The sequence below is a fragment of the Pelagibius sp. genome, assembly GCF_965227505.1.
Taxonomy (GTDB): domain Bacteria; phylum Pseudomonadota; class Alphaproteobacteria; order Kiloniellales; family Kiloniellaceae; genus Pelagibius.
Genome location: NZ_OZ245757.1, coordinates 3,046,587 through 3,059,852 on the forward strand (window position 1 = coordinate 3,046,587; position 13,266 = coordinate 3,059,852).

Sequence of the window (13,266 nt, forward strand, 5' to 3'; positions counted from 1 at the left end):
CCCCGGTTTCATGGCCCCCGGGTTTCATGGCCCCCGGGAGATTGGGCCGGGGGACTGGACAGGGCCGCCGCAAAGGGCGATGTGAAGGATAGCATGCCTGCAAGCCTTGACATAACCGTGCCCGGAAGGGCCGCAAAACCGGGCAAGACACCGCAGAAGGCTCCGGATTCCGGCCCTGAAGAGGGTGGCTTCGAGGACGACCTGCGGGTCGAGAACCGCCGCGCCATCGTCTCCCGGCGCAGCCTGCTCGCGGCGATAGACGAGCTGGCGGAGCGGCAGGCCCCGGGGCCGGCGCTGCGTGCCGCGGTGCTCGACCTTCTGAAACAGGCGCTGAAGGACGGCCGGGCGGAGGTGCGCCGGCGGCTGGAGGCCGGCGCCTCCGGCACGGCGACGGTGCGCGCCGAGTCCTATCTGGTCGACCAGGTCCTGCGCGTGATCTACGACCACGTCGGCCAGCGGCTCTACCCCCTGGCCAACCCCTCGACCGGCGAGCGGCTCTGCCTGGTTGCCCTCGGCGGCTACGGCCGTGGCGAACTTGCACCGCATTCCGACATCGATCTGCTCTTCCTGCTGCCCTACAAGCTGACTCCGCGCAGCGAGCAGGTGGTGGAGGAGATGCTCTACTTCCTCTGGGATCTCGGCTTCAAGGTCGGCCATGCGACCCGCTCCGTGCGCGAGTGTTTGCGTCTCGCCAAGACCGACATCACCATCTGCACCGCGCTGTTGGAGGCGCGCTGGCTGTGGGGCGATCAGGACCTGTTCCGCGAACTGCGCAAGCGCTTCGCGAAGGAGGTGCAGGCCGGCGGCGGGGCCAAGTTCATCGAAGCCAAGCTGAAGGAACGCTCCAGCCGCCATCGGCGCTTCGGCGGCTCACGCTATACGCTGGAGCCCAACATCAAGGAAGGCAAAGGCGGCCTGCGCGATCTGCACACGCTGTTCTGGATCGCCAAGTATCTCTACAACGTCGACGACATCGCCAAGCTGGTCGAGCGCAAGGTCTTTACAGCGGCCGAGGTGCGGCGCTTCGAAAAGGCGCAGAACTATCTCTGGACGCTGCGCTGCTACATGCACTACAGCTCCGGCCGTGCCGAGGAGCGCCTGACCTTCGACATGCAAAAGCAGCTGGCGCCGCTGATGGGCTTCACCGCCCATGCCGGGCTGATGGATGTCGAGCGCTTCATGAAGCGCTACTTTCTGGTCGCCAAGGAGGTGGGCGACCTGACGCGCATCTTCTGCTCGGCGATCGAGGCCGAGCACGACCGGCGTTCGCGCTTCCGCCTGCCGAGCCTGCGCCGCCGCCGCAAGGTCGAAGGCTTCGCGCTGGAGGGCGACCGCCTGACTGTCGCTTCCGCCGAGGTCTTCGCCGAGGACCCGGTGGAGATGCTGCGCATCTTCCGGGTCGCCCAGAAGCACGACCTCGACATCCACCCCGACGCGCTGCGCTTGATCACGCGCAACCTGAAGCGCGTGAACAAGACCCTGCACGGCGACGCCCGCGCCAACGAGCTGTTCATGGAGATGCTGACCTCGAAGCACGATCCGGAGATCACGCTCCGGCGTCTCAACGAGGCGGGTGTCTTCGGGCGCTTTCTGCCGGACTTCGGGCGCGTCGTCGCGCAGATGCAGTACAACATGTATCACCACTACACGGTGGACGAGCACACCATCTTCGCCATCGGCGTGCTGCACGCCATCGAAGAGGGCCGGCTCGCCACCGAGGCGCCCATCGCCAGCGACGTGGTGCACAAGGTGCTGTCGCGGCGCGTGCTGTTCATGGCGGTGCTGCTGCACGACATCGCCAAGGGCCGCCAGGGCGATCACTCGGTTCTCGGCGCGAAGGTGGCCGAGAAGGTCTGCCCGCGCTTCGGCTTCAGCGAGGCGGAGACCGAGACCGTGGCCTGGCTGGTGCTGCACCACCTTGCGATGAGCGACACCGCCTTCAAGCGCGACATCAACGACCCGAAGACGCTGCAGGACTTCGCCGATCTGGTGCAGTCGCCGGAACGCCTGCGCCTGCTGCTGGTCCTTACCGTGGCGGACATCCGGGCCGTCGGCCCGGGGGTCTGGACGGCCTGGAAGGCGGCGCTGCTGCGCGACCTCTACTGGGGGACGGAGGCCCTGCTGTCCGGCGGGCTGGCGGCCGACAGCCGCGACGCAAGGGTCAAGGCGGCCAAGTTCGGCCTGCGCGAGCGGCTGCAGCAGGCCGGCTGGAACGCCAAGGACATCACCGCCCATCTGCGCCGCGGCTATCCGGCCTACTGGACCGGGCTGGATGCCGACACCCATCTGCGCCATGCCAACCTGCTGCGCGAGGCCGACCAGAGCGGCCGGCCGCTGACCATCGACACCCGTATCGACCGCTACCGCGAGGCGACCGAGGTGACGGTCTACACGGCCGATCATCCCGGTCTGTTCAGCCGCATCGCCGGGGCCATGGCGGTCGCCGGAGCCTCCATCACCGCGGCGCAGATCTTCACCCTGCGCAACGGCATGGCGCTGGACTCCTTCTACGTGGAAGACGCCACCGGCGGCCCCTTCGACCAGCCGGGCAAGCTGGCGCGGCTCTCCGCGGCGATCGAACAGAGCCTGGCCGGGCGGCTGAAGCCGCTGCAGGAACTCGAAGCGCAGAAGTCGCCCATCCCCAGCCGCCTGCGGGTCTTCAAGGTTTCGCCCCGGGTGCTGATCGACAACAAGGCGAGCCGCAACCACACCGTCGTCGAGGTGAACGGACGCGACCGGCCAGGGCTGCTTTACCAGGTGACCCTCGCGCTCACCCGCCTCAACCTGATCATCAAGTCGGCGCGCATCGCCACCTTCGGCGAGCGGGCGGTCGACGTCTTCTATGTGCAGGATGCGCTCGGCGGCAAGATCGAGAACAAGGTGAAGCTGCGCAACATCGAGAAAAAGCTGATCGCCGCCCTGCAGGACGGCGACTGCAGCCTCGTCAAGAAGCCGGCCAAGGTCGGAGACGCCAAGGCAAAGGCCAAACCCGCCGCCAAGCCGGCGTCCAGAACCGCCAAGATCGCCGCCAAGCCGGTCAAAGCCGGCAAGGAAGCGCGAAAGTAGGTCCCGGGTCCGCCCCGGAGGCTCCTGCCGCCGGAACCCGAAGGCTTTCTATGCCCGCCGCAATTCTCTAGAAGGAGCGGACATGAGCCTTGTTCGTTCCGTTGCGACCGTCGGGGGCTATACCGGCATCAGCCGTGTCCTCGGCTTTCTCCGCGATATCCTGATCGCCAACGTGGTCGGCGCCAGTCCGGTGGCCGATGCCTTTTTCGCCGCCTTTCGCCTGCCCAACCTGTTCCGCCGGCTCTTCGCCGAGGGCGCCTTCAACGCCGCCTTCGTGCCGCTCTTCGCCCGCCGCCTGGAGCAGGAGGGCGAGGCCGCCGCGCGGCGCTTCGCCGAGCAGGCGCTGTCGGTGCTGATCACCGGCCTCCTGGTCTTTTCCGCCGCCGCCATGGCCGGCATGCCGTGGTTCATCTACGTCATCGGCTCCGGCTTCTCCCAGGACCCGGAGAAGCTGGCGCTGGCCGTCGAACTGTCGCGCATCACCTTCCCCTACCTCCTCTTCATGGGTGTCGTGGCGCTGCTCTCCGGCGTGCTCAATTCGCTCTACCGCTTCGCCGCCGCGGCGGCGGCGCCGATCCTGCTGAACGTCCTCTTCATCCTGGCGCTGGTCGTGGTGCTGCCCTTCACCGGGGCGCCCGGCTACCTGATGGCCTGGACCGTCTGCCTGGCCGGCGCCGCGCAGATGATCTTTCTGGTGGTGGCTGCGGCGCGCGCCGGCATGGCGCTGCGCCTGCCGCGCCCGCGCCTCACCCCAGGGGTGCGCCGCCTCCTGGTGCTGCTGGTGCCCGGCGTTCTGTCGGCCGGGGCGCTGCAGATCAACATCTTCGTCGGCTCCTCCATCGCCAGCTGGCAGGAGGGCGCCTTCTCCTATCTCTACTACGCCGACCGGGTCTATCAGCTGCCCCTGGGCCTGATCGGCATCGCCATCGGTGTCGTTCTGCTGCCGGACATGGCGCGCAAGCTGCGCGGCGGTGCCGAGGCCGCGGCCATGCAGAGCCTCAACCGCGGGCTGGAGTTCGCGCTGCTGCTGACCCTGCCGGCGACCCTGGCGCTTCTGGTCATCCCCGGCGCCATCGTCGGCGGCCTCTTCCAGCACGGCGCCTTCGGGCCCGACGACGCGGCGGCCACCGCCGCCGCCCTGGCGGCTTTCGCCGGCGGCCTGCCGGCCTACGTGCTGGTGAAGATCCTGCAGCCCGCCTTCTACGCGCGCGAGGACACGGTGACGCCTTTCCGCTTCTCCGTCGTCTCGGTGGTCGCCAACATCGTGCTCAGCCTGCTGCTTTTTCTCTACATGGCCCACGTCGGAATCGCGCTGGCGACCGCGCTGGCGGCCTGGCTCAACACCCTGCTGCTGGTGGTCTCGCTCAGGCGGCGCGGCTTCTGGGCGCTGGACGGGCGCTTCCGCCAGCGCCTGCCGCGCATCCTCGCCGCCGCCGTCGTCATGGCGCTGGCGCTCTGGGGGGTGCAGACGCTCCTGGCCGGCTGGATGGCGGGCGGCTTCTTCGAGCGGGTGCTGGGGCTGGTGGCGCTGGTGGCCGCGGGTCTTGTCGTCTACGCCGCCGCCGCCTTCGCGCTTGGCGCCGTCTCCCGCAGCGAGCTGCGGGCGGCGCTGCGGCGCCAACCCAAGGGCGGCAAGACCGCAGACTAGCCGGGGTGTTCCCGCCGCACTCTCGGCGGGCTTGACCCCCGGCGGCGGTCCAGCGATAACCGCGCCTCATCTCCAGAGCTCCATTTCTGAACAGAACCCTCGCGATGAAACGCATCTTTTCCGGCGTCCAGCCCTCCGGCAATCTTCACCTCGGCAACTATCTGGGAGCGATCCGCAGGTTCGTGGATCTGCAGGCCGACAACGACTGCATCTACTGCGTCGTCGACCTGCACGCCATCACGGTGTGGCAGGAGCCGGCCGAGCTGCGCCGGCGCACCCGCGAGGTCACCGCCGGCTATCTCGCCGCCGGCATCGACCCGGAAAAGTCGATCATCTTCAACCAGTCGCAGGTCGCCGCCCATGCCGAACTGGCCTGGGTCTTCAACTGCGTGACCCGCCTGGGCTGGCTGAACCGCATGACCCAGTTCAAGGACAAGGCCGGCAAGAACCGGGAAAAGGCGTCCTCCGGGCTCTACGTCTATCCCAACCTCATGGCCGCCGATATCCTGGTCTACAAAGGCACCCACGTGCCGGTCGGCGAGGACCAGAAGCAGCACCTGGAACTCACCCGCGACGTCGCGCAGAAGTTCAACAACGACTTCAGCGTCGATTTCTTTCCCATCGTCCAGCCGCTGATCCAGGGGACGGCCACAAGGGTGATGTCGCTGCGCGACGGCACCAAGAAGATGAGCAGCTCCGACCCCTCGGACGCGGCGCGCATCAACATGACCGACGATGCCGACGCGGTGGCCAAGAAGATCCGCCGCGCGACCAGCGATTCCGAATTGCTGCCCGATGCCTCGGTGGTCGATGCGGAGGGGCAGTTCGCTGCGGCTTTCCGCGAGGCGCGCCCGGAAGCCGCCAATCTGCTGACCATCTTCGCCGCCCTTACGAATCAAAACCTCGCGGACGTGGTGACCGAGTTCGAGGGCAAGGGATTCGCCGACTTCAAAAAGGCGATGACCGATGTTGCCGTGGCCGGACTCGGCCACATGGGTGCGGAGATGACGCGCATGGTCGATGACCCCGGCTATGTGGATTCGGTGCTGCGCGACGGGGCCGAACGCGCCCGCGCCCTGGCCGATCCGATCCTGGCCGAGGTCTACGACATCGTCGGGTTTCTGCGGCCCTAAGGGCGGCCCTATGGCGGCCCCAAGGCGACCCTGAGAGCGGATTGGAGAATTCTCCCCCAAATCGTGGGAAAATCGCGGCGATTGCGCGGTCCAGCCGGGTAGTGGCAGGGTTCAGCGGATCGGGTCCGCGGGAGGGCTGCAAGACGGTCGGCGACCGCCTTGCCGCACCCCGGTGCCGGCACCGCGCAAAAGGGATCTGCCATGTCTGAGGCGCAGGAAACGCAGGGTCTGGAAACACCGGGCCAGGAACCACCGCGGGAAGCGAACCACCGGGTCTTTCTGGTCGTCGTCGACGAAACCGAAGAGATGCGCGTGGCGCTGCGCTTTGCGGCGCTCCGGGCGCGGCGCACGGGCGGCAAGGTGGCCATGCTCTACGTGGTGGAACCCTCGGAATTCCAGCACTGGATGTCGGTCGGCGACATCATGCGCGAAGAGGCGCGCACCGAAGCCGAGCAGGTGCTGCAGCGGATGGCCGCCGAGGTCAGCGAGCTTTCGGGTTCGCTGCCGATCCTCTACGTGCGCGAAGGCGACCGCCGGGACGAACTCCTGGCCCTGCTGGACGAGGAGCCCAATATCTCCATCCTGGTTCTGGGTGCGGCCACCCACAAACGCGGTCCTGGCCCCCTGGTTTCCGCCATGACCGGCAAGTTCCTGGGCCGCCTGCATATCCCTGTAACCGTGGTGCCGGACTCCATGACGGTCGAGGAGATCGACGCGGTCACCTGAAGCGCCGGGTCCGATTCTGGGTCCGATTCTGGGCCCGATTCTGGGCCCGATTCTGGGCCCGATTCTGGGCCCGCTCTTGCGCCTGTTTTCTTTGAGGCCTGATGCGGGGCCTGATGCAGGGCCTGGTGAAGGGCCGAAACCGCGGCTCTTGCCAGCGCCGCAAAAGCGCGGTATGCAAATCTGAGTAATTCAGTCAGGTTTAAGGATAGCGCTTGAAGGCCGGGGTTGAGCGCGCCACATTGAAGCCAAGATCGGGAACCAGAAATCGGGAAAACCTCCCGAATACCCATAGGTTTAGCAGGGGCGTGCCGACGCCCGCGGCCTGGGGTCGAAGACCAAGGAGTGATCTGCGATGTTCATCCAAACCGAACAGACGCCGAACCCGGCGACCCTGAAGTTTCTGCCCGGGCGTGCGGTGCTGGAAAGCGGGACCGCGAACTTCCCCGACGCCGCTTCGGCCGGGCGCTCGCCGCTGGCTGAGCGCCTTTTCGAGGTCGACGGCGTGGTCGGCGTCTTCTTCGGCACCGATTTCGTTTCCGTCACCAAGGAAGACCAGCGCGAGTGGTATCTGATGAAGCCGGCCATCCTCGGCGTCATCATGGAGCACTTCACCGCCGGCCGCCCGGTCCTGAATGCCGATGCCGACGCCGGCGACGAGGGCCACAGCGGCGATGCCGAGGACAACGAGGTTGTCAGCCAGATCAAAGAACTGCTGGACACCCGTGTGCGTCCGGCCGTGGCCCAGGACGGCGGGGATATCGTTTTCCGCGGTTTCGACAAGGGCGTGGTCTACCTGCACATGCAGGGCGCCTGCTCCGGCTGCCCCAGCTCCACGGCGACCCTGAAAATGGGCATCGAGAACATGCTGCGGCACTACATCCCCGAAGTCGTTGAGGTTCGCCCGGTCGTTTGACCTTCGTTTGACGGTGGCGGGCGGCCTTCCGGCCGGAACGCTCCGCAGGCCCGCGGCTGCAGCTTCGCGGCTTTTCCTTTCGCACAGACCGAAAACCGGAAAGCGCGCCTGCTTTCCGGTTTTCTGTGTCAATTCCTGGCGGCTTCGCGCAGCACGTCGGCGATAACGAATTGTTGGGGAAGGGGCCGCTATCTTCACCGCCGTCGGGGCTACGTTGCACTCTATCGGGAGGCCTTGAGGCAATGGTGGCGCGCAGTCTGTATCCGCTTTTGCAACACTGGCGCCGTTGGCAGCCGACGGTGCAGCGCGCCTGCATCCGCGCGAACCGCAGCCTGCTGGGCCGCACGACGGTTCTGAGCGGGGTCTTCGGGGTCTGCCTGGTGCTCGGCCTTTGGCAGGGCGCGCAGCCGCTGCCCCCTTCCGCCTGGCAGGAGTTGGGGCTGCTGTCGCAGGGGCCGGTCCTGCGCCGCCTGCCGCCGCGCGACGCCAACGACCTCGCCGCCTATTTCGACTCGACCGGCTACACGCTCTCGCGCCTGCACAGCGGTGCGCCGGTGCCGCGGCTGGCGGTGGCGCGCCTGCCGCGCGATATGGACGAGCTGTCGGACAGCGATCGCCGCAAGGCGCTGTTTCTGCGCAGCCTGCTGCCCCTTGTCCTGCAGGCCAACGCGGAGATTGCCCGCATCCGCACTCAGGTTGTCGCCGCCCTGGACGCCAAGGCGGCGGGGCGGTTAGGCGCCACCGACGCGCTGTGGCTGGAACAGGTGGCCGAATGGTACGGAGCCGCGCCCGGCGATGCCGCCGATCTGTTGAGCCGCATCGATCAGGTGCCGCCCAGCCTCGCCCTTGCCCAGGCGGCCCAGGAAAGCGGCTGGGGCCGCTCGCGTTTCGCCCGCGACGCCAACGCGCTTTTCGGGCAGCGGGTGTGGAGCGACCACCAGCCGGGTCTCGCGCCAAAGGACGTGGCCGATGCGAGCTTCCGCGTACGGGCATTTCCCGACCTGATGACCGGCGTGCGGTCCTATCTGCACAACCTCAACAGCCACCGCGCCTACCAGCGCTTCCGCGAACTGCGGGCGAAGTCCCGCGCCGGCGGGCAGCGCGCCGATGCCATCGATCTGGCCGGCTCGCTCTCGCAGTACTCGGAAGAAGGGGCAGACTACGTGGCCGCGCTTCGGCGCCTGATTTCCCGCAACGACCTGCGCGCCCTCGACGGGCTGCGGCTGGAGCTGCTTACTCGCTCGTAGCCCCGGCAGGTTGTGTCGCCGCGCTGGGCGCCGTCGTCGGCGCGACCGCGGCGTCGCTGCTCACCACGAACTGCGTTCCGAACCAACGCCAGCGGCCGTTATCGGCCCTCAGCGTGCAGTTGATGCGCGCCCGGCCGCTCGGCAGCGGCTGCGACAGGCGCAGCTCGATGCGGTTGTCCAGCAGGGTCAGGGCCGGTTCGTCACCGCGGGCGAAGCAGTTCAGGTTGCGCAGATCCTCGACCGGCCCGGCGACGGTGAAGCCAAAGCTCGGCGGATTCTGGGCTGCCGTGCGCAGGAAGAGGTCGTTCGGCGTCACCTCGCGCACCGGCAGCGGCAGGGTGTTGGCAACCAGGCGGAAGCGCTCCATGTCGCCGTAGGCCTCGTTGATGGGAAAGCGCGGCAGCGTAAGGCGGTCGGCCAGGGGCCCGGCAGCGCCGGAGTGCTGCCCGAAGGCGGCCTCGAAGCCCGCATCGCGCACCGCGGCCCGCAGTTCGGCCGAGATTTCGCCGTAGGGATAGGCGAAGATCTGCGGAGCGGACCCAAGCTCGGCAAACAGCCGGACGGCGGCCTTGTCGATGTTGGCGCGCTGCTCCTCGGCGCTCAGGCGCACCATGTGGGAATGGCGGTGGCCGTGGTTGCCGACGGTCACGCCGCCGCCCTCGACCATCTCGCGCAGCTCATCCCAGGACACGTAGCCCGGCAGCCCGCGGTCCAGCGGGGCGGTGGAAACGAAGATCGTGAAGGGCAGGTTGCGGGCCCGCAGGCGCGGCCAGGCCTCCTCGTAGACCGAGCGGACGCCGTCATCGATGGTGATGGCGACGCTGCGGTCCGGCAGGGGGCGGCCCTCGCGCAGGGCGCTGACGATCTCCGGCAGCGGCAGGACATGGTAGCCGCCGGTCGCCAGCTCATCGAGATGCGCCTCGAACTGGCTGAGCCGGACGCTGGTGGAGGGCAGGTGATCTTCGCCGAAGCGGTGATACATGAGCACGACCGCACCGCTGTCCGCGCTGTGGGTGATGCCGCTCAGGTTCGTGTCCCGGGCCGGCTTGGCTTCCTGGGCGCTGGCGGCTCCCACCAGGCCGATGGCAAGCAAGCCGATGCCAAGCAGGGCGGAGGTCAGCGCCATATAGCCGCCGACCGGGCGCGGCTTTCTCAGCGGCCGCAGGCCGCGGTCCGAGAGAGCTCCCCTTGAGATCACCATGTCATCCACCATGACAGCATCCTCCTTTGCTCTCCCCGGCAGGCGCCGTGCCGGCAGGGGGAACGCTTGCGGGGGTTTCCAGGGTATCTGGGGCGCCAGGAGGCGCCAGGCCTGCGGCCTCGGCCTTTCAGCTTCCCGGATCTGCGGCCTTCGCCGCTTCGGGGGTCTCGCGCCGGCCCCATGGACTTGCCCCCATGACGCCCAGAGGCCAAGGTATGGCCCGACGCGTCCGCCGGGGGCGGTTCCCGCGAGGGTAGAGGGTGGCTATCGGAGCTTAAGAAAGGGATAAGCCGTGAATGAAATCTTGAGCGATGCGGGCCTGGATCAGATTTTCCGTCACGCCAGAACCCATTCGGCCTGGAAGGACGCGGAAATCAGCGATGTTTTGCTGGAGGCCATCTACGATCTCGCCAAGATGGGCCCTACGAGCGCCAACTGCAGCCCCATGCGGGTTTTATTCCTGCGCAGCCGGGAGGCCAAGGAACGCCTGCGGCCGGCGCTCGACAAGGGCAACATGGACAAGACCATGGCCGCGCCGGCCACGGCGATCATCGCCTACGATCTGGAGTTTTACGAGCAGCTGCCAAAGCTCTTCCCCCATGCCGATGCGCGGTCCTGGTTTGCCGGCAGTTCGGCCAAGATCGAGGAAACCGCCTGGCGCAACGGCAGCCTGCAGGGCGCCTATTTCATCATCGCCGCCCGCGCCCTGGGGCTCGACTGCGGGCCGATGTCCGGATTCGACCGCGCCAAGGTCGACGCCGAGTTCTTTGACGGCAAACCCTGGCGCTCGAACTTCCTCTGCAACCTCGGTCACGGCGATCCCGAAGCGCTGTTCCCGCGCTCGCCCCGGCTCGAATTCGATGAGGCCTGCCAGCTTCTGTGATCGGGCGCTCACACCGCGGCCCGCCGCGGGCCTCCGCGCCGCCGGGCTATTGGGCGGCGGCGCGACCGCCGGCGGGCGTCATCATCGGCATTGGCGCGGCGGCGTCGCGCAACAGCGGATAGCGCTGCGAATCGAAGAGTTGATAGTGCCACCATTCATAGCGGTACCAGTCCCAGCCGGCGGCGGTCATCAGCCCCAGCAGGATCGCCCGGTTGCGCTGGACCTCGCGGGAGAGGTCGCGGTGGCCGTGGTGGGCCAGGGGGCTGAAGTCGTCAAAGGGCGTGCCCATGTCCAGCGCCGCGCCGCTGGCGGCGTCGATCAGTGTCAGATCGACGGCAATCCCGCGGGAGTGGTTGGAGCCGCGCCGCGGGTCGGCGATGAATTGCGGGTCGGGATAAGCCTCCCACAGCTGCCACTGCGCTTCGACGGGCCGGAAGGCGTCGAAGACCGTGAAGCGCAGGCCAAGGGCGGCGGCGAGATCGATTGCCCGCGTGAGGGCGGCGGCGGCTTCAGGATGCAGCTGCGCAACGGCGCGGCCGTAGATCGGCCGGCCGGTGAAGTTCGCCGTGCTGGCATAGGCTATGTCGAGGTCGACATCGAAAGCGGGCGGGGCGATTTCAACAAGGCTCATGGCGGGACGGGTCTCGACAGGTCTGGCGCGGGCAGTGCTGGTGCAGGCAGTGCTGGTGCAGGCAGCTTCCGCGCTGGCGACTATGATGCCAGGGGGGATGCCGGGGGGGATGCCGGGGGGCGGACCTCGGGCGTTGAACGGATGGGCGAAGATGCGGTTTTCCGGCTCCTTGGTAGCACGCTGTCCCGCGCCCGGGTAGAGCCCCCCTTCCCGATAGTGCCCTTCTTCGGTTTCGAGGCCGGGGTGCGGCGGTGAAGATCGCCGATCCAACCCTGCTGGCCCTGGAAGCCGCCGGCGCCGCCTGTTCGGCGGCGGTCTGGGCCGGCGGCCGGGTCGCGGCTCGGCGCTTTGCCCCCATGCTGCGCGGCCAGTCGGAGCACCTCGTGCCCATGATCGCCGAGGCGATGGCCGACTGGGGCGGCGGATTCGCGGCGCTGGACGCGGTCGCCGTGACGACCGGCCCCGGCGGCTTCACCGGGGTGCGAATCGGCCTTGCGGCCGCCCGCGGGCTGGCGCTGGCACGGCGCCTGCCGGTGCTGGGGCTGTCGTCCTTCGAGGTGGCCGCCGCCGCCGCGCCGGCCGAGGAGCGCGCCGGGCGTCTTGTCGCCAGTTTCATCGACTCCAAGCGGGGGGACGTTTTTCTGCAGTGCTTCGAGTCGTCGCTTGAACCGCGCGGGGGGCCGCGTGAGCTAAGCCTGGACCTGTTGCCCGCCGTCCTGCCTGCCGAACCGCTGCTTCTGGCCGGCGACGCGGCCGACAAAGCCGCGGCGGCGCTGGCGGCCGCCGGGCGCGGCGATCTGGCCGTGGCGGCCGCTGCCGGGCCAAGCGACGCGGGCGTCCTGGCCGCGCGGGCGGCACAGAGGCTGATGGCCGGCACCCTGGAGGCCGATGCCGCCCAGCCGCTCTATCTGCGCGCGCCCGATGTCACGGTCGTACCCCCGCGCTCCGGCCCCTCTCCGGACTCTGCTGCCGGCGATCCTGCTCGACTGCGGCGCCGATGAACGATCTTTCCGTTCGCCCCCTTTTCATTCGCCCTGCCACGGCCTGCGATGTCGTCCTGCTGTCGGCCCTTCAGGCGGCTTGCTATCAGCCTGCTGCGGCGTCCGAGGGGTGCCCCGATTCGTCGAATACTGGCGCATCGCCCAGCGCGTCGCCCAGTGCATCGCCTGGCACCGGCGTGGCAGTCCACGTCGGTGAGGCCTGGCGCCCGCGCTCCTGGGCGGAAGTGCTGGCGATGCCGGGAAGCTTTGCCCTGCTGGCGACGGTCAGGGAGCCGGGCGTCCGCGGGGTGCCCGGCCAAGACGCCGAAGGCCACGGCGCAGACGACGAGCCGGTCGGGTTCTTTCTCGCGCAGGTCCTCTTTGCGGAAGGCGAACTGTTGAGTTTCGGCGTGGTCCCGGCGCATCGCCGCCGCGGCTACGGCCGGCGTCTGCTGGCGCAGGGCTTGGAGGTTGCACAACGCCAGGGTGCGGAGCGGATTCAGCTAGAAGTCGCAGAGAACAACCGGCGCGCGCAGAGCTTCTATAAAACCGCCGGTTTTTCTTTGATTGGACGCCGGCCCGGCTATTACCGCCTTGCGGCCGGCGATGCTGTGGATGCGCTGATCCTGCAGAGACTACTCATGTAATCCGTACACCCGAATCATCGTCTCAAGCCGCAAGAGTCCTGAGATTCCGCCTGGCATTGCGCCTCTGCCCGCCCGGCCGCGCTACCCTCCGCCCCGCTGCCGCGACCGTCTACGGTGGCGCCCGGCACGGAATATGCCGGTCTTGGCGCAATTTGCGCGCCTTTGATGTATATCTTCTGGGCCATTTGCAA

General features: G+C 68.2%; 11 protein-coding genes. 9 read left to right on the top strand and 2 right to left on the bottom strand.

Annotated elements, in window-relative coordinates:
- Positions 1-93 precede the first annotated feature (93 nt).
- The 6 genes from ACO06P_RS14560 (at position 94) to ACO06P_RS14585 (ending at position 8,733) form a co-directional block, all read left to right on the top strand.
- Complete coding sequence (locus ACO06P_RS14560; RefSeq protein ID WP_420345957.1) at positions 94-3,066, top strand: [protein-PII] uridylyltransferase; 2,973 nt, start codon at positions 94-96, stop codon at positions 3,064-3,066.
- 82 nt (positions 3,067-3,148) lie between these two features.
- Positions 3,149-4,714, top strand: a complete 1,566-nt coding sequence (gene murJ, locus ACO06P_RS14565; RefSeq protein ID WP_420345958.1) for a murein biosynthesis integral membrane protein MurJ — start codon at positions 3,149-3,151, stop codon at positions 4,712-4,714.
- A gap of 104 nt (positions 4,715-4,818) precedes the next feature.
- The gene (trpS, locus tag ACO06P_RS14570; RefSeq protein ID WP_420345959.1) at positions 4,819-5,847 is read left to right on the top strand and encodes a tryptophan--tRNA ligase; all 1,029 of its coding nucleotides are present in this window, start codon (positions 4,819-4,821) and stop codon (positions 5,845-5,847) included.
- A 201-nt stretch (positions 5,848-6,048) separates the two neighbouring features.
- Positions 6,049-6,573: a universal stress protein gene (locus tag ACO06P_RS14575; RefSeq protein WP_420345960.1), complete on the top strand. Its 525-nt coding sequence runs from the start codon at positions 6,049-6,051 to the stop codon at positions 6,571-6,573.
- Positions 6,574-6,925: 352 nt separating this feature from the next.
- Positions 6,926-7,486: a NifU family protein gene (locus tag ACO06P_RS14580; protein WP_420345961.1), complete on the top strand. Its 561-nt coding sequence runs from the start codon at positions 6,926-6,928 to the stop codon at positions 7,484-7,486.
- Positions 7,487-7,728: 242 nt separating this feature from the next.
- A complete protein-coding gene (locus ACO06P_RS14585) occupies positions 7,729-8,733 on the top strand; it encodes a glucosaminidase domain-containing protein (protein ID WP_420345962.1) in 1,005 nt (334 codons plus the stop codon).
- On the opposite strand, the gene ACO06P_RS14590 is transcribed toward ACO06P_RS14585, so the two are convergent.
- A complete protein-coding gene (locus ACO06P_RS14590) occupies positions 8,720-9,946 on the bottom strand; it encodes a polysaccharide deacetylase family protein (RefSeq protein WP_420345963.1) in 1,227 nt (408 codons plus the stop codon). The genes ACO06P_RS14585 and ACO06P_RS14590 overlap by 14 nt on opposite strands.
- Before the next feature lie 280 nt (positions 9,947-10,226).
- Here ACO06P_RS14590 and ACO06P_RS14595 point away from each other — a divergent pair, with 280 nt between their 5' ends.
- Positions 10,227-10,817 (top strand): malonic semialdehyde reductase, encoded by a 591-nt coding sequence (locus ACO06P_RS14595; protein ID WP_420345964.1) that lies wholly within the window; start codon positions 10,227-10,229, stop codon positions 10,815-10,817.
- Between the two features lie 46 nt (positions 10,818-10,863).
- Here the strand turns inward: ACO06P_RS14595 and ddpX are convergent, their stop codons facing one another.
- On the bottom strand, positions 10,864-11,448 hold the full coding sequence (gene ddpX, locus ACO06P_RS14600; RefSeq protein WP_420345965.1) for a D-alanyl-D-alanine dipeptidase: 585 nt from the start codon (positions 11,446-11,448) through the stop codon (positions 10,864-10,866).
- Between the two features lie 251 nt (positions 11,449-11,699).
- Between ddpX and tsaB the strand changes: the two genes are divergently transcribed.
- Positions 11,700-12,449, top strand: coding sequence for a tRNA (adenosine(37)-N6)-threonylcarbamoyltransferase complex dimerization subunit type 1 TsaB (gene tsaB / locus ACO06P_RS14605; RefSeq protein WP_421935200.1), 750 nt, complete (start codon positions 11,700-11,702; stop codon positions 12,447-12,449).
- Complete coding sequence (locus ACO06P_RS14610; RefSeq protein WP_420345968.1) at positions 12,446-13,075, top strand: GNAT family N-acetyltransferase; 630 nt, start codon at positions 12,446-12,448, stop codon at positions 13,073-13,075. Before tsaB ends, ACO06P_RS14610 begins: the two co-directional genes overlap by 4 nt.
- The last annotated feature ends 191 nt before the right edge of the window (positions 13,076-13,266 follow it).

Excerpts from the sequence above, each read along its gene's own strand:
- ACO06P_RS14560 (WP_420345957.1), top strand. The coding sequence starts at position 94 with ATGCCTGCAAGCCTTGACATAACCGTGCCCGGAAGGGCCGCAAAACCG.
- murJ (WP_420345958.1), top strand. The coding sequence starts at position 3,149 with ATGAGCCTTGTTCGTTCCGTTGCGACCGTCGGGGGCTATACCGGCATC.
- trpS (WP_420345959.1), top strand. The coding sequence starts at position 4,819 with ATGAAACGCATCTTTTCCGGCGTCCAGCCCTCCGGCAATCTTCACCTC.
- ACO06P_RS14575 (WP_420345960.1), top strand. The coding sequence starts at position 6,049 with ATGTCTGAGGCGCAGGAAACGCAGGGTCTGGAAACACCGGGCCAGGAA.
- ACO06P_RS14580 (WP_420345961.1), top strand. The coding sequence starts at position 6,926 with ATGTTCATCCAAACCGAACAGACGCCGAACCCGGCGACCCTGAAGTTT.
- ACO06P_RS14585 (WP_420345962.1), top strand. The coding sequence starts at position 7,729 with ATGGTGGCGCGCAGTCTGTATCCGCTTTTGCAACACTGGCGCCGTTGG.
- ACO06P_RS14590 (WP_420345963.1), bottom strand. The coding sequence starts at position 9,946 with ATGGTGGATGACATGGTGATCTCAAGGGGAGCTCTCTCGGACCGCGGC.
- ddpX (WP_420345965.1), bottom strand. The coding sequence starts at position 11,448 with ATGAGCCTTGTTGAAATCGCCCCGCCCGCTTTCGATGTCGACCTCGAC.
- ACO06P_RS14610 (WP_420345968.1), top strand. The coding sequence starts at position 12,446 with ATGAACGATCTTTCCGTTCGCCCCCTTTTCATTCGCCCTGCCACGGCC.